Origin of the sequence: Neisseria sp. HMSC075C10 (genome assembly GCF_001815615.1) — a bacterium.
In the GTDB taxonomy this organism is placed as follows: domain Bacteria; phylum Pseudomonadota; class Gammaproteobacteria; order Burkholderiales; family Neisseriaceae; genus Neisseria; species Neisseria subflava_A.
Map to the genome: position 1 here is coordinate 1 of NZ_KV821262.1, position 25,876 is coordinate 25,876.

22 protein-coding genes are annotated in these 25,876 nt (G+C 47.9%); 13 read left to right on the plus strand and 9 right to left on the minus strand.

Annotated features, from left to right (window positions below; genetic code table 11):
• Positions 1–178 precede the first annotated feature (178 nt).
• From HMPREF3047_RS05570 to HMPREF3047_RS05600, 7 genes are all read right to left on the minus strand, one after another.
• Entirely contained in the window at positions 179–1,522 is a 1,344-nt protein-coding gene (locus HMPREF3047_RS05570) for an aldehyde dehydrogenase family protein (RefSeq protein ID WP_070712501.1), read from the minus strand.
• Between the two features lie 79 nt (positions 1,523–1,601).
• Positions 1,602–2,261: a MarC family protein gene (locus tag HMPREF3047_RS05575; protein ID WP_049328611.1), complete on the minus strand. Its 660-nt coding sequence runs from the start codon at positions 2,259–2,261 to the stop codon at positions 1,602–1,604.
• Position 2,262: 1 nt separating this feature from the next.
• Positions 2,263–3,414: a rod shape-determining protein RodA gene (rodA, locus tag HMPREF3047_RS05580; RefSeq protein ID WP_070712504.1), complete on the minus strand. Its 1,152-nt coding sequence runs from the start codon at positions 3,412–3,414 to the stop codon at positions 2,263–2,265.
• Positions 3,407–5,455 (minus strand): penicillin-binding protein 2, encoded by a 2,049-nt coding sequence (gene mrdA / locus HMPREF3047_RS05585; protein ID WP_070712506.1) that lies wholly within the window; start codon positions 5,453–5,455, stop codon positions 3,407–3,409. The genes rodA and mrdA overlap by 8 nt, the downstream gene beginning before the upstream one ends.
• 4 nt (positions 5,456–5,459) lie before the next feature.
• Positions 5,460–5,960: a rod shape-determining protein MreD gene (mreD, locus tag HMPREF3047_RS05590; protein ID WP_049336486.1), complete on the minus strand. Its 501-nt coding sequence runs from the start codon at positions 5,958–5,960 to the stop codon at positions 5,460–5,462.
• A gap of 4 nt (positions 5,961–5,964) precedes the next feature.
• A complete protein-coding gene (gene mreC, locus HMPREF3047_RS05595; RefSeq protein WP_070712508.1) occupies positions 5,965–6,807 on the minus strand; it encodes a rod shape-determining protein MreC in 843 nt (280 codons plus the stop codon).
• Between the two features lie 11 nt (positions 6,808–6,818).
• Positions 6,819–7,856: a rod shape-determining protein gene (locus HMPREF3047_RS05600; RefSeq protein WP_070712510.1), complete on the minus strand. Its 1,038-nt coding sequence runs from the start codon at positions 7,854–7,856 to the stop codon at positions 6,819–6,821.
• A 225-nt stretch (positions 7,857–8,081) separates the two neighbouring features.
• On the opposite strand from HMPREF3047_RS05600, the gene gatC reads away from it, so the two are divergent.
• The 5 genes from gatC (at position 8,082) to HMPREF3047_RS05625 (ending at position 13,311) form a co-directional block, all read left to right on the plus strand.
• A complete protein-coding gene (gene gatC / locus HMPREF3047_RS05605; RefSeq protein ID WP_003685110.1) occupies positions 8,082–8,372 on the plus strand; it encodes an Asp-tRNA(Asn)/Glu-tRNA(Gln) amidotransferase subunit GatC in 291 nt (96 codons plus the stop codon).
• Positions 8,373–8,522: 150 nt separating this feature from the next.
• Positions 8,523–9,971, plus strand: coding sequence for an Asp-tRNA(Asn)/Glu-tRNA(Gln) amidotransferase subunit GatA (gene gatA, locus HMPREF3047_RS05610; RefSeq protein WP_070712512.1), 1,449 nt, complete (start codon positions 8,523–8,525; stop codon positions 9,969–9,971).
• Positions 9,972–10,070: 99 nt separating this feature from the next.
• Positions 10,071–10,691: a trimeric intracellular cation channel family protein gene (locus HMPREF3047_RS05615; RefSeq protein ID WP_070712514.1), complete on the plus strand. Its 621-nt coding sequence runs from the start codon at positions 10,071–10,073 to the stop codon at positions 10,689–10,691.
• A 101-nt stretch (positions 10,692–10,792) separates the two neighbouring features.
• Positions 10,793–12,223 (plus strand): Asp-tRNA(Asn)/Glu-tRNA(Gln) amidotransferase subunit GatB, encoded by a 1,431-nt coding sequence (gene gatB / locus HMPREF3047_RS05620; RefSeq protein WP_070712516.1) that lies wholly within the window; start codon positions 10,793–10,795, stop codon positions 12,221–12,223.
• A gap of 83 nt (positions 12,224–12,306) precedes the next feature.
• Complete coding sequence (locus HMPREF3047_RS05625) at positions 12,307–13,311, plus strand: FAD-binding oxidoreductase (RefSeq protein ID WP_070712518.1); 1,005 nt, start codon at positions 12,307–12,309, stop codon at positions 13,309–13,311.
• Positions 13,312–13,535: 224 nt separating this feature from the next.
• On the opposite strand, the gene HMPREF3047_RS05630 is transcribed toward HMPREF3047_RS05625, so the two are convergent.
• Entirely contained in the window at positions 13,536–15,644 is a 2,109-nt protein-coding gene (locus tag HMPREF3047_RS05630) for a LysM peptidoglycan-binding domain-containing protein (RefSeq protein WP_070712520.1), read from the minus strand.
• 156 nt (positions 15,645–15,800) lie between these two features.
• Here HMPREF3047_RS05630 and HMPREF3047_RS05635 point away from each other — a divergent pair, with 156 nt between their 5' ends.
• The 5 genes from HMPREF3047_RS05635 to HMPREF3047_RS05655 all read left to right on the plus strand — a co-directional run bounded on the left by HMPREF3047_RS05635 (position 15,801) and on the right by HMPREF3047_RS05655 (position 20,777).
• Positions 15,801–16,460, plus strand: coding sequence for a class I SAM-dependent methyltransferase (locus tag HMPREF3047_RS05635; protein WP_070712522.1), 660 nt, complete (start codon positions 15,801–15,803; stop codon positions 16,458–16,460).
• 53 nt (positions 16,461–16,513) lie between these two features.
• Positions 16,514–17,341 carry a bifunctional DNA-formamidopyrimidine glycosylase/DNA-(apurinic or apyrimidinic site) lyase gene (mutM, locus tag HMPREF3047_RS05640; protein WP_070712751.1) on the plus strand — a complete coding sequence of 276 codons (828 nt, stop codon included), beginning with the start codon at positions 16,514–16,516 and terminating at the stop codon, positions 17,339–17,341.
• A 64-nt stretch (positions 17,342–17,405) separates the two neighbouring features.
• Positions 17,406–18,191: a 1-acylglycerol-3-phosphate O-acyltransferase gene (locus HMPREF3047_RS05645; protein ID WP_070712523.1), complete on the plus strand. Its 786-nt coding sequence runs from the start codon at positions 17,406–17,408 to the stop codon at positions 18,189–18,191.
• A 188-nt stretch (positions 18,192–18,379) separates the two neighbouring features.
• Positions 18,380–19,117, plus strand: coding sequence for a redoxin family protein (locus HMPREF3047_RS05650; RefSeq protein WP_003747251.1), 738 nt, complete (start codon positions 18,380–18,382; stop codon positions 19,115–19,117).
• Between the two features lie 253 nt (positions 19,118–19,370).
• On the plus strand, positions 19,371–20,777 hold the full coding sequence (locus HMPREF3047_RS05655; RefSeq protein ID WP_070584122.1) for a dihydrolipoyl dehydrogenase: 1,407 nt from the start codon (positions 19,371–19,373) through the stop codon (positions 20,775–20,777).
• 74 nt (positions 20,778–20,851) lie between these two features.
• On the opposite strand, the gene HMPREF3047_RS05660 is transcribed toward HMPREF3047_RS05655, so the two are convergent.
• On the minus strand, positions 20,852–21,982 hold the full coding sequence (locus HMPREF3047_RS05660; RefSeq protein ID WP_070584124.1) for a PilT/PilU family type 4a pilus ATPase: 1,131 nt from the start codon (positions 21,980–21,982) through the stop codon (positions 20,852–20,854).
• Between the two features lie 204 nt (positions 21,983–22,186).
• Between HMPREF3047_RS05660 and HMPREF3047_RS05665 the strand changes: the two genes are divergently transcribed.
• From HMPREF3047_RS05665 to lepB, 3 genes are all read left to right on the plus strand, one after another.
• A complete protein-coding gene (locus HMPREF3047_RS05665; protein ID WP_070584126.1) occupies positions 22,187–22,888 on the plus strand; it encodes a 5'-methylthioadenosine/adenosylhomocysteine nucleosidase in 702 nt (233 codons plus the stop codon).
• 132 nt (positions 22,889–23,020) lie between these two features.
• Positions 23,021–24,814: a translation elongation factor 4 gene (gene lepA, locus HMPREF3047_RS05670; RefSeq protein ID WP_070646796.1), complete on the plus strand. Its 1,794-nt coding sequence runs from the start codon at positions 23,021–23,023 to the stop codon at positions 24,812–24,814.
• A complete protein-coding gene (gene lepB, locus HMPREF3047_RS05675) occupies positions 24,814–25,833 on the plus strand; it encodes a signal peptidase I (protein WP_070712525.1) in 1,020 nt (339 codons plus the stop codon). Before lepA ends, lepB begins: the two co-directional genes overlap by 1 nt.
• The last annotated feature ends 43 nt before the right edge of the window (positions 25,834–25,876 follow it).

Genomic DNA, 25,876 nt, shown 5'->3' on the forward strand with positions numbered 1-25,876 from the left:
TCTTTGTTTAGGTTTCGGCTGTCGGGGGAAGGGCTTTTTTGCAAAGGTCTCAGGTTTCTTATTTTTGAGCGGCTTTGACTTTGCAGGGTTTGTACGGGATTAAATACAATATTTTTTTAAAAACAACATCAGGCCGTCTGAAATCGGGTTTTCAGACGGCCTGAGTTGATGAAACGGTTTATTTTTGCCAATAGGTTTTGACGTTGACGAACTCGTACAGTCCAAATTCTGATAGCTCGCGTCCATAGCCTGAAGCTTTGACACCGCCAAAGGGAAGGCGCAGGTCGCTGCTGGTGTGGCGGTTGATAAAGACAGAGCCCGCCTGGATTTTTTCGGCGTATTGCCATGCGTTTGTTGTGTCCGCTGTGTAGATACAGGCGCCGAGGCCGAAAGGTGTGTCATTGGCAAGTGCGACGGCATGATCCGGATTGTCGGCGCGTAAGATCATGGCAACCGGGCCGAAGACTTCTTCGTGCCACACGCGGCAGTTTGGGTTGACCTGATCCAATACGGTAGCAGGGTAAAACCAACTTTCTCCCTCAGGGATATAGCCGCCGCTCAAGCATTGCGCGCCATGTGCAACTGCATCTTGAACCTGCTCGTGTACGGTTTGACGCAGGTCTTGGCGGTGAAGCGGGGCAAGGGTGGTGTTCGGGTCTTTGGGATTGCCGGTTTGCAGTTTGGCACACTCGGCAAGAAAGAGCGGGATAAACTGTTCGGCAATATCTTGGGTAACAATGATGCGTTTGGCGGCGTTGCAGGATTGCCCGGCATCGCGAAAGCGCGAATAGCAGGCATCGATGGCTGCGCGTTGCAGATCGGCATCGGGCAGGATGATAAACGGATTGCTGCCGCCCAGTTCAAGGACGGTTTTTTTCAGATGTTTGCCTGCATGGGCGGCCAGCAGGCGGCCCGTATGGGTCGAACCGGTAAATGCCATGGCATCGGTATCTTCAATGGCTTGAAGCGTGTCTTCATGGCTTAACCATGCGCCGATAAGCGGCAAACCTTTGGGGACAAGACTGAAGAGGGTTTCGCTGACGCGGGCGACACTGGGCGCAGGTTTGACCGCGCAGGCATTGCCGGCGCACAGGGCAGGGATGGCAAATCGTAAAATCTGCCAAACAGGATAGTTCCACGGCATGACCGCCAAAACAACGCCCAAAGGCTCGAAGCGGACTTGGCTGAGGCTGGCTTGGGTGGCGATGGTTTTATGGGCAAGCAGTTCGGGGGCAAGGCGGACGTAGTAGCGGATAAGCTCGATGGATTTGCTGATTTCGGCACGACATTCGTGCAGGCAGCGTCCGACTTCTTCGCAAACCATTTCGGCAAGGCGTTCTTGGTTTTGGGTAAGGCTGTCGGCAAATTGCTGTAAGAGGGCGGTGCGCTCGGTAATGCTTGATTGGGTGAAGGTTTGCTGAAGGGTTTGGAGGCGGTTTAATTCGTCGGTGAACTCGGTATAGCTTTGCGCCGGTCTGCTGTAAATGGTTTCTCCGGTGAAGACATGGGTGCTGTGAAACATGGTTGGCTCCTTTGTTTTTATGTTTTTATGAGGCCGTCTGAAAATGTTTCAGACGGCCTTTTATTGTGATGATTGTACTTCAAGCGACCAATTGGGGAAAAATAGATTTTAAGCCGGCAACAATAATCTCTACGGAAATGGCGGCAAGCATCATGCCCATGATGCGGTTGAGGATGGTCAGGCCGGTAGTGCCCAAGCGTTTGCTGATGCGTCCGGCCACGACCAGAATGAAATAGCAAATCAGGCTGACCAAAAAGCCGGAGATGATAATCAGGGCAATATCGCTGTAATTTTTGGCGGCAGAGGAATAAATGATGACAGTGGAGATACCGCCAGGACCGATGGTAATCGGAATGGCAATGGGTACGACGGCAATCGCTTTTTCATTGCGGCGGACTTGTTGCGCACTTTGATGTTCTTCTGAATGGGGATCAATTTTGGGTTTGGCAGGATTATCGTTGCCGTTCATTAAGGAGATGGCAATCAGTAAAACCAGAATACCGCCGCCGACTTGGAAAGAGCCGACGCTGATGCCGAGTACTTTCAATAAGATACCGCCGCTCAGTGCAAAGACGATGATTACGATGAAAACGGCCAATGCGGCAGTACGCGCGATTCTGCGCTTTTCTTTGGTGCTGTGGTTTTGTGTCAGATCAAGATAAATTGAGAGCGCGCTGAAAGGATTAATCAGCACGAGAAATGCCACAAGCAGCTTGCCGATTTCTACACCCAGTTCCATATTATTCCTCGCTTTCAGTTAGGTTATCGTTATCCGCATTACGGCGGCGACGGTTTTTGTGTTCGTTGGCAATACCCATCAACAGGGCGAGTACAACCATGATGGAAAGCGTAGCCGTACCGCCGTAGCTGACCAAGGGGAGGGGGACGCCGACAACGGGCAAAATACCGCTGACCATGCCCATGTTTACAAAGGCATAGCAGAAAAAGGTCATGGTCAACGCACCTGCCAAAGTACGACTGTAAAGGGATTGCGCTTGCGCGGCAATCCACAATCCGCGTGCCAGAATGATAAGGTAAACCAGCAGTAAAAGGATATTGCCAATCAGGCCGAACTCTTCACCGAATACCGCGAAAATAAAGTCAGTCGTTGATTCGGGAATATAGTCCAAATGGGTTTGCGTACCGTTGAGCCAGCCTTTACCCCATACACCACCCGAGCCGATGGCAATCATGGATTGGATGATGTGGTAGCCTGCACCTAACGGGTCTTTGGTTGGGTCGAGCAAGGTAAGGACGCGGGTTTTCTGGTAGTCATGCATGCCGTAGTTCCACAAGAGCGGCAGGGCGGCCACAAAGGCAATAATAGCGACAAAAATGGCTTTCCAGGGCAATCCGGCAAAAAAGATGACAAAAATACCCGAAGCCATAATCAGCGCGGCCGTACCGAGGTCGGGCTGCTTCAAAATCAGGGCGACAGGAACAAGAATCAGCACGAGGGCGACAATATAATGTATCCATTTCAGACGGCCTTCATAGCGTTGGAAATACCACGCGACAGTCATGGGAATACCGATTTTCATGATTTCGGAAGGTTGGATACGGGTAAAGCCGAGACTCAGCCAACGGGTCGAGCCGTTGACGGTAACGCCGGCAACTTCGACGCCAATCAGCAGTAATACGCCGACAATATAAACAGGCAAGGCAACTTTGGCAGCCGTTTGCGGCTTAAATACAGCAATAATCCATAAAAGGGTAAAGCCCAAAACGGTATGGATGGTTTTGTTTTCCAATTGGCCGAACTCTTGCCCGTCTGCAGAATAGAGCAAAAACAGGCTCATGATGTAGATGGCGAGCATGGCAAAAAACAGCCAAGGGTCAATCGGGGCTGCAATGGTGGATTTGAAGTTTTTCCACGCTGATGTGTTATTCATGATGAACCTCCGGCTGTGAGGCAGGGCTTGTCGGCGTCAGTCCGTAGGCGGATTGGAAAATGCTAGGAATAGGCTGATGTTTATCAGTTTTTTCAGTTTTGGCCGAATCTGTTTCGAGGCCGTCTGAAAACTGTTGCGGCTTGACGTGAAGCATATAAAAATCAGTCATTTCACGGGCTAATGGCGCGGCATACGCACCCCAGCCGCCGTTTTCCAAAATAACGGCAATGGCAATTTCAGGTTTTTCCAATGGCGCAAACGAGATAAACCATGCGTGGTCGCGGTGTTGTTCGCGCAGGGCTGCGGCATTGTAGCGGCCGCCCTGTTTGATTTGTACGACCTGGGCCGTACCGGTTTTACCGCCCATTGTGTAAGCAAGTCCGCCACCGATACGGTGTGCCGTACCGCCCGGTTTCAATACCTTCTCCATTGCGCGTTTGACGTATTCGAAGTTGTCGGCTTTGAACGGAATTTGACGTTCGGGATTAGGATTGATGCGGGTAATTTTGCGCGCGCCGAAATCCAATATTTCTTTGACCAAATGCGGCTGATGAACAACACCGTTGTTGGCCAGAGAGGCTGTCGCATGTGCCATTTGCAAAGGCGTGTAGGCGTTGTAGCCTTGGCCGATACTGACGGAAACCATCTCGCCGGCACGCCATTCTTTGGCAGTCGGGTCGGAAGATTTGGCAAAGCGTTTAGCCTTCCATTCGCGGCTGGGCAAAACGCCTACATATTCACTAGGCAGGTCAATACCGGTTTTTTGGCCGAAACCGAATTGCGCCAGATACGGAGAGGCTTTGTCGATACCCATTTCGTAACCCAAGCGGTAGAAGAAGGTATCTGAGGATACTTGAATGGCTTTGCTCAAGTTGGCAGAGCCGTGACCGCTTCGGACAGAGTCGCGGAAAATATGGCGGCTGCCGGGTATACTCCATGCGCCGGGGGCGGGGACGATAGTGTTTTGAGTGATTTTGCCGCTTTCCAACAAAGCCATGCCCATAAAGGGTTTGAATGTAGAGCCAGGCGGATAGAGGCCTTGGGTAACGCGGTTGATCAAAGGCTTTTTCCAATCGTCATTCAGCATTTTCCAAGTATCGCTGTCGATGCCGTCAATAAAGAGGTTGGGATCGAAGGAAGGTTTGGAAACAAAAGCCAATACGGTACCGTCTTGCGGATTGATAGCCACCAATGCGCCACGGCGGTCGCCCAAGATTCGGTCGGCTTCCTGCTGCATACGGATATCCATCCCTAGGCGTAAGGTTTGCCCCATTTTGGACGGAACATTTTTCAATACGCGGACGATGTTGCCATAAGCGTCTTTTTCGACTTCTTGATAGCCTGGAACGCCATGAAGCTGGTGTTCGTAATATTTTTCCAAGCCGGATTTGCCGATATGCGTACTGCCGCGGTAGAGGGCAGTCAGGCCTTCTTCTTCCAGCATTTCTTTGTCTTTATCGCTAATACGGCCGATGTAGCCTAAAAAATGGGAAGTCAGCTTGCCGTAAGGATATTCGCGGAATGTGCGTGAATTGACCTCTACGCCTTTGAATTCGCGCAGATGTACGGACAAACGGGCGGCCTCTTCATCGGTCAGCCTAAGTTTGAGCGGGATATTTTCAAATTTTCGATAGCTTTCTCGGTATTTTTTGAAGCGTTTTAAATCTGTCGGCGTGATATCGACGTATTTTTTCAATGCTTCAATGACATCTTCCATCTTGCCTTCGATGCGGCTGGGAATAACTTCGAGCGAAAAGACTGGATAGTTTTTGGCCAAAGGAACGCCGTTGATGTCGACGATTTCGCCACGTACGGGTGGCGTTGGAATCAGGGTAATGCGGTTGCTCGATGCCTGACCGGAAAACTCGTTGTGTTGAGTCACTTGCAGGTAGAAGAACCGCGCCAGCAAGATGGAAAAGAAGATGACAATCAGGATAAAGGCAACGAGCAGGCGCAACAAAGCATCGGTTTGTGCTGCCTGAGCGGAAGGTTTTTTGGTATGTTGACCACCGGAAAGACGGCGTGGAAGAATCGGTTTCATCTTTTCAGTGGGAGCGGTAAATACGGGTCACGATCAGCATCAGCTGGCTGAGTATCGGCCAAAGCAATGCGCCGACAAATGGGGCAACAAAGCCTTGCAAAGTAATGACCTGATGATTGAGGAACAGACGGGCAACAGTTAAGACGGCCTGATTGAGAAGCAGCGCAGCCAAGACAGCGGCCAATTGCATAATATGGCCGTAAAGCATGATTTGGCGGCGGCGGTTTAAGATGAAATAAGTCATCACGACGTAAGACAGGGCATGTAATCCCAAAGTCGCGGCGGTTGCTGCATCGACAATCAGACCGATGGCAAAAGCCAGTCCCATGCCTGCGCGTTGCGGTTGGTGCAATGCCCAATACAGCAACATCAGTGCCGTCATTTCAGGCAGCCAGAAGAATCCGTCAAAGGAAAACGGCATAAAGTCCAGTATCATCATCACAATGAGACTGGCCGCCATGATGTGCAGCGGTACTGCACGGTAAGAATCGTCAAAATCGTTCATGAAATCAGCGTGGGGAAGAAGGGCCGGAAGAAAGTACCAAGACAAAACGGCTGCTGCGTAAAGCGGCCAAAGGCGTCAGTTGCGTATCGTAATAAGGTGTTCCCGATGCGCGGACAACCTTGCTGACGGTTGCAACGGGAATCCCCGCCGGATAAGTACCATCCAGGCCGGAAGTCAGCAGAATATCGCCGGGTTTCAAGTCTGAGCCGGTTGGAAAATAGCGCAAATCCAAACCGTTGCCATTGCCGTATGCCAAGTTGCGTTCGCCGGTGCGGCTGACGGCTATGGGGACAATGCTTTGTCCGCCTGAAATCAGCCCAATTTCTGCACTTTGTGTGTGAACTTGTGTCAACAGGCCGATCAAACCGCTTTGATCGATGACTGCATCGCCAACTTTCAAGCCGTCTTGACTGCCCTTGCCGATAATCAGTCTTTCGGAAAGCGGATCTTTGCCATTGGAAATGACTTCCGCACCGATAACGTTGTGAATACCTTTTTGTTGCAAACCGTACAGTTTTTTTAATTCTCGCAATTCATCGGTATTGACTTTATCCCGCTGCAAATCGATTTTCAGACGGCCATTTTCTTCCATAAGCTGGCGGTTTTGTTCCAAGAGCTCGGATTTGGACTGGGAGAGTTCGGCAAAATATTGATAAAGTTGAACAGGTTGATTGGCCAGCCATTGAACAGGGTAGAGCATGGGCATGACTGCCGCACGTACAGGCTGCATCAATGAAAAGCGGTAATCTGCCACCATCAGGCCGGCAGCTAGAGCGATATAAACGACAAAACGAGGCAACAGCTTAGAGCCTTTTGCCTCGTCAAAGCGCAAAGAAGAGCGTTCCATAACCATCTACCTTATGGGTTTTCCGTAAACACGGTATCCCATTTGCCGATATAGTCCAAAGCCTTACCGGCACCATAGGCAACGCAGTTCAGAGGTTGGTCGGCAATACCGACGGGCAGGCCGGTTGCATCGGCCAAGACGGTATCGATACCGTGCAGAAGCGCGCCGCCGCCTGTCAGCATAATACCGCGGTCGGCGATGTCGCCAGCCAATTCGGGCGGAGCCTGTTCCAAAGCCAGACGGACGGCACGGATGATTTGATTTACCGTTTCACTCAATGCTTCACGGATTTCATCTGAAGTAACTGCCAAGGATTTAGGCGTGCCTTCAGCCAGATCACGGCCTTTAATGCGCATGGCTGTTTCGGTTTCAAAGCCCGAGGCAGAGCCGATTTGTTTCTTCAATTCTTCGGCTGTAGCTTCGCCAATCAAGACACCGCGATGGCGACGCAGGTAATGGATGATGCTTTTATCGAATTCATCGCCGGCTGCGCGGACAGAAGCAGAATAGGCCATACCGCCCAGTGAAAGAATGCCGATTTCAGTCGTACCGCCACCAATATCGACAATCATCGAACCTGCCGCATCTTCAATCGGCAAGCCTGCGCCCAAAGCGGCGGCCATCGGTTCTTCAATCAAATGCACGCTTGCCGCGCCGGCGGCAAACGCCGAATCCAAAATCGCTTTACGTTCCACTTGGGTAGAGCCGCCCGGAACACAGATAACCACACGAGGTGGAACCAAAGACCATCCTTCGGTGGCTTTTTTAATCAACATACCCAGCATACGCTCGGTAATCACAAAATCGGCAATCACGCCGTCCCTCATCGGGCGGACGATTTCAATATTGCGTGGCGCACGGCCCTGCATTTTTTTGGCTTCCGTGCCCACCGCCATAATTTTACTTTTATTGCCTGCACCGGATTGAATCGCAACCATGGACGGCTCATCCAAAACAATCCCTTTGCCGCGTACAAAAATCAGCGTGTTGGCCGTGCCCAAATCGATGGCAATATCATTGGAGAGGAAACGAGATAAAAGACGAAACATTAGGATTCCTGAAATTCCGGCCCAGTCCGGATGCTTTAAGCAGTATTTAAAATAAGAAAAACAGGTACACGGTTTTAGACGGATAAATGCGCCCTTAAAAGGCCGTCTGAATCAAAACACCATGCCAACCTGTTTGGTTTTCGGTTATAATTCTTCGCTTCATAGAAGACGAAATGCAATGATACCCCAAACCTAAGAGGCATTGCTATCAGACAAGGATTTTTTATGGCTTTAAGCTTAAATGATGTGGAAAAAATCGCAAAACTCTCGCGCCTCACTTTAACGGACGAAGAAAAAAACAAAACGCTTGCCGAGTTGAACGACATTTTCGCCATGGTTGAAAACATGCAAAGCGTCAATACCGACGGCATCGAACCCATGGCGCATCCGCACGAAGCCGCTTTGCGCCTACGCGAAGATAAAGTGACTGAAACCGATCACGCTGCAGAATATCAGGCTGTTGCCCCAGAAGTGCGCAACCGTCTGTATATCGTTCCTCAAGTAATTGAAGAATAAGGTTTCAGACGGACTTTGCTTATCGGCAAACCCCTATTGCAAGGCCGTCTGAAAGGATACTTTGTTCAGACGGCCCGATTTATTGATTTAAACGGATGTTTTCAATATCTGTTTTGAAAGCAAAAACTGTTTTATAGAAAGTACGGCACAATGACCGCTTACACGCTCAAACAAGCCAGCAGCCTGCTGCAATCCAAACAAATTTCCGCAGTCGAATTGGCGACCGAATATTTGGCCGCTATTGCTGCGAAAAACCCTGCCATCAACGGCTACGTTACCATCGATCAAGATAAGACCCTTGCTGAGGCCAAAGCAGCCGATACGCGTATCGCAGCCGGCAATGCAACGGCTTTGACCGGTGTGCCGGTTGCTTACAAAGATATTTTCTGCCAAACAGGTTGGCGCAGTGCATGCAGTTCCAAAATGTTGGATAACTTTGTTTCTCCTTATACTGCCACTGTGGTGCAAAACCTGTTGGATGCCGGCATGGTGACCCTTGGCCGTACCAATATGGACGAGTTTGCCATGGGTTCGACCAATGAGACTTCGTTCTACGGCGCAACCAAAAACCCGTGGAATCTTGAACATGTTCCCGGCGGTTCGTCAGGCGGTTCGGCTGCTGTGATTGCGGCACGTTTGGCACCGGCTGCGTTGGGTTCGGATACCGGCGGTTCTATTCGTCAGCCTGCGTCGCATTGCGGTATTACCGGCATCAAGCCGACTTACGGTACGGTTTCACGTTTCGGTATGGTTGCTTATGCTTCCAGCTTCGACCAAGCCGGCCCTATGGCGCAAACGGCCGAAGACTGCGCGATTTTGTTGAACGCCATGGCCAGCTTTGACGAGCGTGATTCCACCAGCTTGGAACGCGACAAAGAAGACTACACCCGTGATTTGGACAAGCCACTCAAAGGTTTGAAAATCGGTTTGCCTAAAGAATATTTCGGCGAAGGCGCGGATGCCGATGTTCAGACGGCCTTGCAAAGCGTTATTGATTTGCTCAAAGCACAAGGCGCGGAGACTGTTGAAGTTTCCCTGCCGCAAACATCATTGTCGATTCCCGCTTATTACGTTCTCGCCTCTGCGGAAGCAAGTACCAACTTGTCCCGTTTTGACGGCGTACGTTATGGCCATCGTGCAGCGCAATTCGGCGATTTGGAAGAAATGTACAGCAATACTCGTGCCGAAGGTTTCGGTAGCGAGGTCAAACGCCGTATCATGATTGGTACTTATGTATTGAGTCATGGTTACTACGATGCTTATTATCTGAAAGCGCAAAAACTGCGTCGTCTGGTTGCCAATGATTTTCAGACGGCCTTTGGTCAATGTGATTTCATTTTGGCGCCGACTGCACCGACTGCCGCGCCAAAACTCGGCAGCGACATTCACGACCCTGTGCAAATGTACTTATCCGATATTTACACCATCGCCGTGAACCTTGCCGGTTTGCCTGCACTGACTCTGCCTGCCGGTTTCAGCGCAAACGGTCTGCCGATTGGTGTGCAATTTATCGGCAACTATTTCTCCGAAGCCAAAATTTTGGGTGCCGCACATCAAGTTCAGCTGAGCAGCGATTGGCACACCAAAGCGCCGGAATAATGTTTTAGGGCCTTGATGATTCAAGGCCGTCTGAAAATAAACCATATAAAAGCGCCTGAATGTATTGAGGTGCTGCATATTGTAGATATTTAAAAAATTATGACAGCCACCGACTTCATTCAAATCATTGGGACAGCTGCGTTTGCCATTTCAGGCTATTTGGTCGGCTACAACAAGCGATTGGATGTACTCGGTGTCGTCATTACTGCGTTACTGACGGCTGTCGGCGGCGGCATGATACGCGATGGCTTGGTCGGCCGGATTCCGCAAGTGTTTTTGCAAACCGATGCGCTGATTGTTGTGTTTGCTACGCTTTCCATTGCATGGTTGATAAGGGTGCAACGTTATCGCAGCACCTATTTGGCCGCTGCTTTTATTATTGCCGATGCCATTGGTTTGGCTGCGTTCAGCATTACCGGTGCACAAATCGGTATGGCCTTGCAGCTCAATCTGTTCGGCGTTATTTCTTTGGCTTTTGTGACTGCTGTTGGTGGCGGTATTGCGCGCGATATTTTGGTCAATGATGTGCCGATGATTTTGCGCACCGACCTTTACGGCAGCGTGGCTATTTTGATTGGCGGGCTGATTTATCTGTTCGGACATTTGGGCTGGATTAATATTTTTACGTTAAACCTGCTCTTTGCTGGTGGATTGTTGTTTCGCCTGACTGCATACCGTTTCCATTGGCAACTGCCCGGTTTCCAACGCCGCAGGAAATAAACTTATCTTACAGACGGCCTGTTATTGTTTTTTTATTCAGGCCGTCTGAAAAACGAATCACTCATTTAACCGATTAACTTTTTTTCGACAGAAAGACCCTTATGACTTGGGAAACCGTAATCGGACTGGAAATCCACGTCCAACTCAACACCCAATCCAAAATCTTCAGCGGCGCATCCACTGCATTCGGTGCCGAGCCTAATGCCCACGCCAGCGTGGTTGAGTGTGCGTTGCCGGGCGTATTGCCGGTAATGAACCGCGAAGTCGTCGAAAAAGCCATCAAACTCGGTTTGGCTTTGGATGCGAAAATCAATCAGAAAAACGTGTTCGACCGTAAAAACTATTTTTATCCTGATTTGCCAAAAGGCTATCAAATCAGCCAGTTGGATTTGCCGATTGTTGAACACGGTAAACTGGAAATCGTAGTGGGCGATGAGGTTAAAACCATCAATGTTACCCGTGCGCACATGGAAGAAGATGCGGGTAAATCCGTGCACGAGGGTTTGAACGGTGCGACCGGTATCGACTTGAACCGTGCCGGTACGCCTTTATTGGAAGTTGTCTCCGAGCCTGAAATGCGCTCTGCAGCCGAAGCTGTGGCATATGCTAAAGCGCTGCACGGTTTGGTGACTTGGCTGGATATTTGTGACGGTAATATGGCGGAAGGCTCGTTCCGTGTTGATGCCAACGTTTCTGTACGTCCAAAAGGTCAGGCGGAGTTCGGTACACGCCGTGAAATCAAAAATCTCAACTCTTTCCGCTTCTTGGAACAAGCCATCAATTATGAAGTGGAAGCGCAAATCGAAATTTTGGAAGACGGCGGTAAAGTACAGCAGGCAACCATGTTGTTTGACCCTGAAAAAGGTGAAACCCGTGTGATGCGTTTGAAAGAAGATGCGCACGATTACCGCTATTTTCCAGATCCGGATTTGCTGCCTGTCATTATTTCAGACGGCCAATTGCAGAAAGCCAAAGAGCAAATGCCTGAATTGCCGCATGAAATGGCGGCGCGTTTTGTTGCCGATTACGGTGTGTCTGACTATGATGCGCGCCTGTTGACTGCCAGCCGCGCCCAAGCTGCCTATTTTGAAGAAGCGGCCAAAGCCTGCGGCCAAGGTAAATTGACGGCGAACTGGATGAACGGCGAGCTTGCTGCTACTTTGAACAAAGAAGGTTTGGAATTAGCTGAAAGCCCGATTACGGCTTCACGCCTTGCCGAGTTGGTTGCTAAAGTTGCAGACGGAACATTAAGCAGCAAATTGGCGAAAAAAGCTTTTGAAGCAATGTGGACCGAGCCTGAAGCAGGTATTGCCGAAATTATCGAAAAACATGGTTTGCAACAGATTACTGACACTGGTGCAATTGAAGCGATGGTGGATGAAGTGTTGGCAAACAATGCGAAAGCCATTGAGCAATTCCGTTCCGGTAATGAGAAAGCCTTGAATGCGATTGTTGGTCAAGTGATGAAAGCAAGTAAAGGCAAGGCTAATCCGGCTCAAGTTCAAGAGTTGATTAAAGCTAAATTAGCTTGATGGATAGGACAGGCCGTCTGAAAAATAGGTCTTATTTTTCAGATGGCCTTTATTTTTGATTCTAAAATTATTCTAAAAATACCATGACACATACTATTACCTTATCAGATCAAATAACATTTACGGCAAACGATGATGAAACCGTTCTTGCTGCTGCGACCCGTCAGAATTTAAATCTGCCCCATTCTTGTAAAAGTGGCGCCTGTGGACAATGTAAGGCCGAGTTGATGAGTGGCGAATTTGAAATGGGCGAGCATATCGATAAAGCCATCAGCGCAGAAGAAAAAGCGCAGGGTAAAGTGTTATTGTGCTGCACTACTGCGAAGAGTGACCTGAAAATCAATGTGCCTGGGTTTAATCCGAATGCTTTACCGGTGCGTACTTTGCCTGTACGCATCGAAACGATTGAAATCAAACATGATGTTGCTTTGTTAAGATTGGCTTTACCTAAAGCGCCGTCATTTGCATTTTATGCCGGACAATATATTGATTTGCTGCTTCCTGGCAATATCAGCCGCAGCTATTCAATCGCCAATTCGCCTGACCAAGAAGGCGTGTTGGAGCTGCATATCCGTAAACGTGAAAACGGCGTATGTTCGGAAATGATTTTTGGTGTAGAGCCTAAGATCAAAGAAAAAGGTATTGTCCGCGTTAAAGGCCCATTGGGTACGTTTACTTTGCAAAAGGACGGCGATAAACCGATTATTTTGTTGGCAACAGGTACAGGTTACGTACCTATCCGCAGTATTTTGCTTGATTTGATTCATCAGAATAGCGAACGTCCAGTTCATTTCTACTGGGGAGCACGTCAACAGGAGGATTTGTATGCATTGGAAGAAGCAGAAGCATTAATAGGCCGTCTGAAAAATGCGAAATTCTCGCCTGTTCTTTCTAAGCCTGATTCCGATTGGAAAGGGGAGAATGGATACGTGCAAAATGTTGCCGCACAAAATTATCCTGATTTGAGCCAATATGAAGTTTATGCTTGCGGGTCACCAGCCATGACGGAGAGTGCGCAAATTTTGCTGACTCAAAAATGTGCTTTACCGGAAAATACCTTTTTCTGTGATGCTTTTTCACCGGCATAGTGATGTTTATACGGAATTTATATGTTTGAATGCAGGTTTTAAGAGTAAAATTTGATGGCAATCTGTTTGAAAAAGAGTGTGTTTTTGCACACTCTTTTTTCTATGTGGTAGTTATTGAACAGATGCTTATATAGCTATTTTGTTTTTAAAAATTGAATTGATTATTTATCATAAAGAAAAAGGCCGTCTGAATATTTCAGACGGCCTTTGTTTTGAAGCAAGTATTAGCTACCAATCAGTTTCAAACGTTGACCAGGGGTCACAGTACGGGTATTGCGGTTCCAACGACGAATATCATTAACATCAACATTGAAACGGCTGGCAATGGTGTTCAAAGTATCGCCTTTGCGTACAGTGTAGGAAACGTTTTGAATCGGGTTGCTGCGGACTTTTACCGGAGCAGCTGTAACACGGAGGATTTGGCCTTTTTTGATATTGTTGCCTTTGATGTTGTTGGCAATAATCAAATCGGCTACGCTCAAGTTGTAACGTTTGGAGATGTTAAACAATGTATCGCCATCTTCCACGCGGTGTGTGCCTGCTGCAAGTGCTGCAGTTTGTGTGTTTTGTTGACCACTTACACGGGCAAGACGTGCATTGATTCGGCTTTGTTGTTTAACGGTATTGGCTGCGATACGTTCTGTACGAGCGTTTTCAGCAGTGACAACAGTTTGAACTTGTTTGGTTTCAGGAGTCGCTTCAGCAACAGTCGCTGCAGGTTCCTCCGCAGGTCGGCTTTGTACCAAAGCCATCAGGTCATCATGCTCTTCTTGAACCGGCGCAGCAGCAACAGATTCAACTGCTGGAGAAGGGGCTACATCGTTTGCGGCAACAGTCGGTGCAGTCAAGTCGGCAGGGATAGCCGCTTTGGGTGCTTCTGCAACATTTGTGGTAGCAGGCTCAATAGCAGTATGGACCATGGCTACAACTGGGGCGGTCATTTCTATACTTGCAACTTGAGGCTGCTCTTTGGTTTCTGTTATCGCTACGGAAGTAACGTTTTCAGTTTTGCTGTGTGCAATAAAGTCAACCGGTTTAGTGGACTGAGGAACAACAGGTGCAACAATATTGGTCACGGTAGTTTGAGCGACTTTAACCGGTTCTGCTACGTTGGAAGCAATAATCGGAGACATGGCCGGCATATTGGATTGGTAAGTATCCGGCGTATTGTCTTTGTCAATAAAGTTAATAATGTCTTGGCTTTGGATAGCTGAGTTTTTAGCCACTAAAATGCTGCGGCCTTCAGAAATGGCGCTACCGCTCAGGCCATTGAGGCGCTTGAGTTCGGCTACGCTCATGCCGGTATCGTTGGCGATGGCATTAAGTTTTTTGTTGCCCAAAGAAGTATAAATATCCCAAGACATCAGGGTATCTGGATTGGCATTGCGGTAGTTCTTCTCAAATGCGGAAACCGCAGAAACCGGTAATAACAGACGACGATTATTTTTAGGGATAAATACCGGGGCATTGAAACCTGGGTTGAGTGCCAACAGTTCGCTTTCGCTGATGTTTGCAAAGCGAGCGATTGTGCTGTTATCGATAGGTTTGTCGATGCTGACAGATTTGAAATACGGCTGATTGCTGATTTCGCTGATATTCATGCCGAAAGTTTGCGGATTGGCGACGATATTGCGGACGGCCAAAAGTTTGGGAACGTAGTTGCGTGTTTCGTTCGGCATACGCAGGTTTTCGTATGTTGGTTCCAAACCTTGCGCACGGGCACGGTTTACGGCACGGCCGACGTTACCTTCGCCCCAGTTGTAAGCGGCAAGGGCCAAAGACCAGTCGCCGAACATACTGTGCAGGTATTGCAGGTAGTTTAATGCGGCATCGGTAGCAGCGTAAACGTCGTGGCGGCCGTCATACAAAGGCGTTTTTTCCAAGCCGAAGTGGCGGCCGGTAGCCGGCATAAATTGCCACAGGCCGGATGCGCCGACGTGTGATTTGGCTTTGGTTACAAATGCGCTTTCAATGAAAGGCAGCAAAGCGATTTCAGCAGGCATATTGCGTTTTTTAACTTCATTGGCAATATGGTACATATAAGGTTTGCTGCGGGAGATGGTGCGGTCGAAATATGCGCTGTTTGCAGCAAATTTGTTTTCATGGCGGCGAACCAGTTCTGTGTTGACTTCGTTAATGCGGAAGTCTTTACGTAATGATGCCCACAAGCTACCAGAGCCGAAGGTTTGTGCTTTGGCTTGGTCGAGCAGGGAAGAGTTGAGGCGCATCATTGCCATGCCGACTTGGTTGGGCGTAGCGTTTTGCGCGTAGGCTGTGGCGGAAACTGCCGACAGGCTTGAAACGGTCAGAACGATGGTTTTTAGTTTTGCCATAGTAAATAGAGTTATCAAATATATAATAAAATTTTGTCCCTTCGATGGTATCGTTTCAGCATTCAAACGTCAAGTCGGGCAGGGAATTTGCGTGTATGATGTGGTCGTGGTGTTAAAATTCTGTCACACAAGTCGGGATGCATAGGGGAGCATTTAATGGAAACTTTTTTTATGCAAACGCCAATGGGGCAATATCTTGCTCAAAAAGAGGAGGATTTTTTCAGACGGCATTTGCAATATTTGAATGGCCAAGTGGTGGTTCAATTGGGCGGCATATGGCAGAGGCCGTCTGAAAATATGATTGTGGTGCCGCGCGATGTGCGGATGGATGCTGAAATGTTGGCATTTGAAACGCATTCCGTGGATGTGTTATTGATGCCCCATCTTTTGGAAATTTCAACTGCCGATTTGGTGTTGCAAGAAGCATTTAGGATATTAAAACCCGAGGGTAGGTTGATTTTGACGGGGTTTAACCCTAAATCTTTGTGGGGGTTGAGCTCGTGGTTTGATGGCAAAAGACTGCCTATGAAATCTCAATGCTTGGCTCTGGCTGAGTTGAAACGAAAAACTGCCGCTATTGGTTTTGAAATGGAATATGGGCAGTTTATGGATTATCTGCCTGCTGTGAATTCATCATCTGCTTTGAAATTTTGGCAGTTTATGGAAAAGGCAGGGGATAGGTGGTGGCCGCAGTGTGCGGCGGTGTATGGTGTGGTTTTAACAAAACATTTGATTGGTGTCCATCCTTTGCCTGAATTGGAATCTGCATTTGATGGCAATACGGTTGCTTTAAGTACGGCACGTTTGGCCGAATAGTTTTCAGACGACCTATATATAATGATGGATAATGATGAATTTGGAGAATAATGATGCCTGAATTACCTGAGGTGGAAACGACTTTACGCGGAATCGCGCCGCATATTGATGGCAAAAAGATAGAAAAAGTCATTATTCGCCAGTTTAAATTGAGATGGCCTATCCATCCGAACTTGGCGCAAATTTTGGCCGGGCGCAAAGTTTTGGCATGCAACCGGCGTGCGAAGTATTTGATTGTTACTTTTGAAACGGGTATTTTACTTATGCATTTGGGTATGTCCGGCAGTTTGCGGATTTTTACCGCCGATGATGAGCGCATCGCCACGCCGGATAAACATGATCATTTAGATTTTGCATTTGATGACGGTACCGTATTGCGTTATCACGATCCGCGTAAATTTGGTGCGGTGTTGTGGTATGAGGGTATTGCCGAGCATCATCCGCTGTTGGAAAAACTGGGGCCGGAGCCGCTCTCGGATGATTTTAATGCAAATTACCTGTATCAGAAATTGAAAAACCAAAAGCGTGCAGTCAAATTAGCGCTGATGGATAATGCAGTGGTGGTTGGTGTCGGTAATATTTATGCGAATGAAAGTCTGTTTAAGGCAGGTATTTCGCCATTGCGTCCGGCGAATAAGCTGACCAAGAAAGAATGCGTATTATTGGTGGAAACCGTTAAAGCGGTTCTGCAAAGGGCGATTGCAACGGGCGGCAGTACGCTGCGGGACTTTGTCAATAGCGATGGCAAAAGCGGCTACTTTCAGCAGGAATATACGGTCTATGGCCGCCACAATGAGCCTTGTGTCCAATGTGGCGGGTTGATTTTTAAAGAAACTTTGGGGCAGCGTGGAACATTTTATTGTCCAAATTGCCAGAAATAGTTTCAGACGGCCTTAAATGTCAGAGGCTGTCTGAACATAATGAACACAATACAGAAGAAATTTTATGTCTAAACAAAAAGCTCCTTTTTTTAAACGTCTGAGCCGACTTTGCCGTTTGGCGGCTTGGTTGTTCCGAACCGGTCGGAATTTGCGTGCCATCGATGGCAATAATGCAGAGGAACGCAATCATGCGGTGGTTGTTTTGGGAAAAGGCGCATTGGATGCTTTGGATATCGAATTGGAAATCGGCGTACCGCCTCAAGGAAATGTGAGTGGTACTTTGGTGGTAGCCAATCATGTGTCTTGGTTGGATATTTTTGCCATGAGCGCCGTTTATCCGAGCAGTTTTATTGCCAAGCAGGAAATCAGCGGTTGGCCGGTTTTGGGAAAAATGGGTAAAAATGCCGGCACGGTGTTTATCAACCGCAATTCCCGCCGAGATATCGAGCCGATTAATCAGGCGATTTGTGCAGCATTGAAAGCAGGGCAGAATGTCAGCTTCTTCCCTGAGGCGCGTACTTCTTCCGGCTTGGGTATTTTGCCGTTTAAAGCTGCCCTGTTCCAATCGGCTATTGATGCGAAAGCGCCGATTCAGGCGGTAACTTTGCGATATTATGATGACGAAGGACAACGGACGGTTCTGCCATCCTATGCGGAGGTAAACCTGCTTCAATCTTTATGGCGCATTGTTTCTATGAAGAAAATCTGTATCCGCTTGGATTTCTCGCCTCAGTACAAATCGACAGATATGCCTGATAAAGACCGCTATGCTTTGAAGGATATTGCGGAAACAGCCATCGGTGAAATTGTGGCTTCGGATTCTCCCGTTCAGCCCTTACCTAAAAAATAATTTCAGTCAGGCACTTGTTTTATTTCAGATAGCCTTCATTTAGAGGAATAGCTGTTTTCGGTTTAATTGAATTGATAGTTTGATGTAATTAATATTATTTGAACTATAAATTATACAAATCGATGGGCCTGCATTAGAATGCAAGCATTGATTCATTTCTCAAACCCGAATTTTTAAGGAGCTTAAAAATGGCTTTGCAAGATCGTACCGGTCAAAAAGTACCTTCCGTAGTATTCCGCACTCGCGTTGGCGACACTTGGAAAGATGTTTCTACTGATGATTTGTTCAAAGGCAAAAAAGTAGTCGTGTTTTCTCTGCCTGGCGCATTTACTCCAACTTGCTCTTCTTCTCACCTGCCACGCTACAACGAATTGTTTGGTGCGTTCAAAGAAAACGGTGTTGACGCAATCTACTGCGTATCTGTAAACGACACTTTCGTAATGAACGCTTGGGCTGCTGAAGAAGAAGCCGACAACATTTACATGATCCCTGATGGCAACGGTGAATTCACTGAAGGCATGGGCATGTTGGTTGGCAAAGAAGACTTGGGCTTCGGCAAACGCTCTTGGCGTTACTCCATGCTGGTTAACGACGGCGTGGTTGAAAAAATGTTTATCGAACCTGAAGAACCAGGCGATCCTTTCAAAGTGTCTGACGCTGACACTATGTTGAAATACATTGCTCCTGACTGGAAAGCTCAAGAGTCTGTTGCCATCTTCACCAAACCTGGCTGCCAATTCTGCGCTAAAGCTAAAAAAGCGCTGCAAGACAAAGGCTTGTCTTACGAAGAAATCGTATTGGGCAAAGATGCAACTGTTACTTCCGTACGCGCTATTACCGGCAAGATGACTGCTCCTCAAGTATTCATCGGCGGTAAATACATCGGCGGCAGCGAAGACTTGGAAGCTTACTTGGCTAAAAACTAATTGCCTGTATGCTTAAGACGGCTTGAAAAAGCCGTCTGAAAGACCCAAATATAGAGTTATTCAGACGACGTTTGCAAATCGGCGTTCTGAATAACTCTATATTTACAAATAGAATTTGAGATTATTGTTTTAAATCGATATTTAGGTATTGACTATTAATTTTTAAATTTTGATAGTTTATGAAGTTTAGGCCGTCTGAAAACGGATAACCTGATGGCAATATCGGTTTGGATATAGACAGTAAGGATAAAATATGAAAAAGATTCAAGCAGATGTGGTAGTGCTGGGTGGCGGTACAGCCGGTATGGGCGCATTTCGCAATGCCCGACTTCAAACAGACAATGTTTACCTGATTGAAAACAATGTATTCGGAACAACTTGTGCGCGTGTCGGCTGTATGCCGTCCAAATTGCTGATTGCGGCTGCGGAAGCGCGCCATCATGCTCTGCATACTGATCCGTTTGGCGTGCATTTGGATAAAGACAGCGTAACGGTAAACGGCGAAGAAGTCATGCATCGAGTGAAGTCCGAACGCGACCGTTTTGTCGGTTTTGTAGTCAGCGATGTAGAAGAGTGGCCTGCCGACAAGCGTATTATGGGTACGGCAAAATTTGTTGACGAACACACCGTCCAAATCGATGACCACACTCAAATTACTGCAAAAAGTTTTGTGATTGCCACAGGTTCGCGCCCTGTGATTTTCCCTCAGTGGGAAGTTTTGGGCGATCGCTTGATTGTGAACGATGATGTTTTCTCTTGGGATACCCTGCCTAAGAGTGTGGCCGTATTCGGTCCTGGCGTAATCGGCTTAGAGTTGGGTCAGGCTTTGCACCGTTTGGGCGTAAAAGTTGAAATTTTTGGCGTGGCTGGTGCCATTGGCGGTATTTCCGATCCTGTTGTCGCTGAAGAAGCCAAAACCGTTTTTGGTGAAGAGTTGACTTTGCATTTGGATGCCAAAACCGAAGTCAAACTGGATGCTGAAGGTAATGTTGAAGTTCATTGGGAACAAGATGGCGAAAAAGGTGTGTTCCATGCCGAATATGCTTTGGCTGCCGCCGGTCGCCGTCCGAACGTAGACAATATCGGTTTGGAAAACCTGAATATCGAAAAAGATGCGCGTGGTGTGCCTGTTGCCGATCCGTTGACCATGCAAACCAGCATTCCGCACATCTTCATCGCAGGCGATGCGTCCAATCAATTGCCTCTGTTGCATGAAGCTTCCGACCAAGGCAAAATTGCCGGTCACAATGCCGCTATTTTCCCGAATGTTGAGGGCGGTTTGCGCCGTAGCGTAATCGGCGTGGTATTCACCAGTCCGCAAATTGCCACTATCGGTTTGAAATATGCGCAAGTTGCGGCAAAATATCAACCTGATGAGTTTGTCATCGGAGAAGTTTCCTTCCGAAACCAAGGCCGCAGCCGCGTTATGTTGGTAAACAAAGGCCATATGCGTTTGTATGCTGAGAAAGCGACCGGCCGTTTCATTGGTGCGGAAGTTGTCGGCCCTGCTGCCGAACATTTGGCACACTTGATGGCTTGGGCGCATCAAATGAAGATGACGATTCCGCAAATGCTGGATATGCCGTTCTACCATCCGGTTATCGAGGAAGGTCTGCGTACTGCATTGCGTGATGCCGATGCAAAATTGAAACAGGCTTGATTATTTGATGGAATAAAGGCCGTCTGAAACTCGTAGTGAGGTTTCAGACGGCCTTTTTTTATGCTTGGAAGCTGTTAAATCAATTCTAAATCCGGACCGGCATTTTGTGCACGACGGCTTCGTAATTGAATATCTAAGCGTAAATCATGGGCGGAGTCGGCATTTTTAATAGCGTCTTGATAGCTGATATCGCCGTTTTCATATAAATCATACAAAGCTTGGTCAAAAGTGATCATGCCCATGCCGGTTGATTTTTTCATCATTTCTTTGATGTTGTGGACTTCGCCTTTTTGAATCAAGTCGGCAATAATTGGCGAATTGAGCAAAACTTCAACCGCCGCCACACGACCCCGTCCGCTTTCACGGGGAATCAGTCGTTGTGAAATAAAGGCTTGCAGGTTGAGTGATAAGTCGGTCAGCAACTGGGTACGGCGCTCTTCGGGGAAGAAGTTGATGATGCGGTCGAGTGCTTGGTTGGTGCTGTTGGCGTGCAGTGTCGCCATACACAAATGGCCGGTTTCCGCGAAGGCAATCGCGTAGTCCATGGTTTCGCGGTCGCGGATTTCGCCAATCAAGATAACATCCGGCGCTTGGCGCAGGGTGTTTTTCAGCGCAATCGGCCAATTTTCGGTATCTACGCCGATTTCACGTTGGGTGATGATGCAGTTTTTGTGTTGGTGGATAAACTCAATCGGGTCTTCAATGGTAATGATGTGGTCGAAGCTGTTTTCGTTTCGATAGTCGATAAGGGAGGCGAGGGAAGTGGACTTGCCCGAACCTGTACCGCCGACAAAAATAATCAGGCCGCGTTTTCTGAGGGCAATGTCTTTCAGAATAGGGGGCAGATTGAGCGTTTCAAATTTCGGTATATTGCTGGTAATGGAGCGGAACACCAAAGCAGTTGCACCGCGTTGAACCATGGCATTGACACGGAAGCGGCTGGTATCGGGCAGGCTGATGGCGAAGTTGCATTCGTTGGTGGAAGAAAATTCTTCGATTTGTTTGGAAGACATAACCGAAAAAGCGATTTCCATACATTTTTCAGCACTTAGCGGCTCATCGCTCAGTCGCATAATTTTGCCGTCCACTTTCATGGCCGGCGGGAAATTGGTGGTAATGAAAAGGTCGGAGCCTTTGTATTTGTTCATATGGCGTAGCCAAGCGAATAATTCTTCTTTTGCGTCCGGAGTATTTTCGTTAAACATAAGAATTTAGGTATTTAAAATAGAGTTATTTTATTGAGAATAATTATAACAGAAGCAATTATTATTTGCTGTTTTGCCCGCTAGAGCGGCTATCTGTTTTAAATTGAGTGTCGTGCTGGGAATATAGCAGATTTTTTAGCATCCCTGTGATTTTAAATTCTACTGTTATAATGTTGCCCGATTAGTGAATGGAAAGGTAACAAGATGTCAGTACAAACAATTGCCGTGGTCGGCGCAATGGAACAGGAAATTGAGCTTTTGCGTGAAAGCATGGCAAATGTCAAACATGTGTCCTTCGGTAAATTCTCGGCATATGAAGGCGAATTGGCCGGAAAATGCATGGTATTGGTTTTGAGTGGTATCGGTAAGGTCAATGCGGCGGTTTCGACTTCTTGGGTCATTCATCAGTTTGCACCGGATTGCGTCATTAATACCGGCAGTGCAGGCGGTTTGGGTAAGGGGCTGAAAGTCGGCGATGTGGTCATCGGCGAAACTGTGGCGCATCACGATGTTGACGTAACGGCTTTTGGTTATGTTTGGGGGCAAGTACCGCAACTTCCTGCTGTGTTTGCATCGGATGAAAACCTGATTCGCCAAGCAGAAAAGGCGGCGCAAGTGTTTGAAGGTGCGGCCGTAACGCAAGGCCTGATTGTCAGTGGCGACCGTTTTGTGCACAGCAGCGAAGGTGTTGCGGAAATCCGCAGTCATTTCCCTGACGTTAAAGCAGTAGAAATGGAAGCTGCGGCGATTGCGCAGACCTGTCACCAGTTGGAAGTGCCGTTTGTGATTATTCGGGCTGTATCCGATTCGGCAGATGAGAAAGCGGACATCAGCTTTGAAGAGTTTTTGAAAACGGCTGCCGTCAGCTCGGCGAAGATGGTGACCGAGATTGTTAAATCGCTATAAAATCATGCAAAAGCGTTGAATTTCCGTTAGAATACGGAACGATTCAACCTTATTCTAAGGCCGTCTGAAAACCGAATCCCTGTTTTTTCAGACGGCCTTTCCGACTTTAATTGCATTTATCTTAATAACAATATGAAAAACATACGGAATTTCTCCATTATTGCCCACATCGACCACGGTAAATCAACGCTTGCCGACCGTTTTATCCAATACTGCGGCGGTTTGGATTTGCGCGAAATGAGTACGCAGGTGCTCGACTCCATGGACATCGAAAAAGAGCGCGGTATTACCATTAAAGCGCAAACCGCAGCGCTCAACTATAAAGCACGCGACGGGCAGGTGTATCAGCTCAACCTGATTGATACTCCGGGACACGTCGACTTCTCTTACGAAGTATCCCGTTCGCTGTCAGCTTGCGAAGGCGCGCTTTTGGTCGTTGACGCATCGCAAGGCGTGGAAGCGCAAACCGTGGCGAACTGCTATACCGCGATTGATTTAGGCGTGGAAGTTGTTCCTGTTTTAAACAAAATCGACCTGCCTGCCGCAGAACCCGAGCGCGTGGAGCAGGAAATTGAAGACATTATCGGCATTGATGCCGTTGGTGCGGTTCAATGTTCTGCCAAAAGCGGCATTGGTGTGGAAGATGTTTTGGAAGAAATCATTGCCAAAATCCCTGCGCCGACCGGCGATGAAAATGCGCCGTTGCAAGCGGTTATTGTCGATTCATGGTTTGACAACTATGTCGGCGTGGTTATGTTGATTCGTGTGAAAAACGGCACCATCAAGCTGAAAGACAAAGTGCGCTTTATGAGCACTAAGGCGGAAACTCAGGTTGAGCAGCTGGGCGTTTTTACGCCGAAATCAGTTCAAAAACAAGAACTCAAAGCCGGTGAAGTAGGCTTTTTAATTACCGGCGTGAAAGAATTGGGTCAGGCGAAGGTCGGCGATACGGTGACTTTGGTTGCCAACCCTGCCTCTGAACCGCTGCCTGGCTTCCAAGAAGTACAAAGCCAAGTATTCGCGGGTCTCTACCCCGTGGAGAGCCATGACTATGAAGCCTTGCGTGACGCTTTGGAAAAATTGCAGCTGAACGATGCTTCGTTGAAATTTGAGCCTGAGGTTTCCCAAGCATTGGGCTTCGGCTTCCGTTGCGGCTTCTTGGGCCTGTTGCACTTGGAAATCGTGCAGGAACGCTTGGAGCGCGAGTTCGACATGGACTTGATTACCACTGCGCCAACGGTGGTTTATGAAGTCGTGTTGAAAAACGGTGAGAAAATCGAAGTTGAAAATCCGTCCAAACTGCCTGAAATCAGCACCATCGAAACCATTCTTGAGCCGATTATCACTGCGACCATCCTCGTGCCGCAGGAATATGTCGGCAACGTCATGACTTTGTGTAACCAAAAGCGTGGTGTTCAGGTCAATATGCAATACATGGGCCGTCAAGTCATGCTGACTTATGATTTGCCAATGAACGAAGTCGTAATGGATTTCTTTGACAAACTTAAATCGACTTCGCGCGGTTATGCTTCGTTGGACTACCATTTCAAAGAGTTCCAACCGTCTGATTTGATTAAGCTCGATATTATGGTCAACGGCGAAAAAGTCGATGCCCTGAGTCTGATTGTGCACCGTCAAAGCGCCGTTCACCGCGGTCGAGAGCTGGCATCAAAAATGCGCGAACTGATTCCGCGCCAGATGTTTGATATTGCCGTACAGGCCGCCATCGGCAGCCAGATTATCGCACGCGAAAACGTCAAAGCCCTGCGTAAAAACGTTTTGGCGAAATGTTACGGCGGCGATATTACGCGTAAGAAAAAACTTCTCGAAAAACAAAAAGCAGGTAAGCGCCGCATGAAACAAGTGGGCAATGTGGAAATCCCGCAAAGCGCATTCTTGGCGATTCTGCAAGTGAGTGATAAATAATGAGTATAAATCTGACTTTAGGCGCAATCGTTGTACTGCTGGCCGGCTTGGTCCTCAACTTCAAAAGCAGTAAAGAGCGTCAGAAAAACGGCGAATGGAGCTCCGGCCTGCAATGGAGTTATCTCCTGTGTATGGTCGGCGTATTCGGCATTTTGTCCGAATTTATGAGCTTTACCGCCGTATTGCTGGTGTTTGTCGTGTTCACCGGTATTGTTTGGGCAATCCATAAAGGCCGTCTGAAAAAAAGCGAAACCGGCGAAGACAATGCGCATTTTACCGACTACATGGGCGGCTTTTTCCCCATCATCTTGGTTATCTTTGTGTTGCGCAGCTTTATTGCCGAGCCGTTCCAAATTCCGTCCAGCTCCATGCGTCCGGGCTTGGTCAAAGGCGATTTTATCTTGGTGAACAAATTTTCTTACGGGATCCGCCTGCCGATTTTGAATAAGGTCATTATACCTGTCGGCAACATTGCCCGAGGCGATGTCGTGGTGTTCAATTACCCACTTCAGCCTGAGATGAATTACATCAAACGCATCGTCGGTATTCCGGGCGACGTTGTGGAATACCGTGATAAGGTTTTGACTGTTAACGGAGAAATTATTTCCGAAAAACCAAATGGCAATTATCAATACGCAGATGATACCGATCCATCTATGATTCATACGCTTGAGCGTTTTCAGACGGCCTTAAACGGCAAAAATTTTGACGTTATCAAAGAGGCCGGTCAGCCTTCCGTATCTATTGCCGTATTGAACAAATATACTTCCGAAGTGATGCCTGAAAGCAATTACTCGCTTGAAACAAGCGGTTTGGAAAATTGCGAATACGCAGAAGACGGCAATGGCTTTATCTGTAAAGTTCCTGAAAGCCGTTATTTCGCGATGGGCGATAACCGCGACAACAGCGCCGACTCCCGTTATTGGGGATTTGTCGATGACAAACTGATCGTCGGTAAAGCCTTCTTCGTTTGGATGAACTTTGGCGAACTCAGTCGTATCGGTACCAGTATCAAATAAGCAATAAACAGATTAAAAGGCCGTCTGAAATTTTTCAGACGGC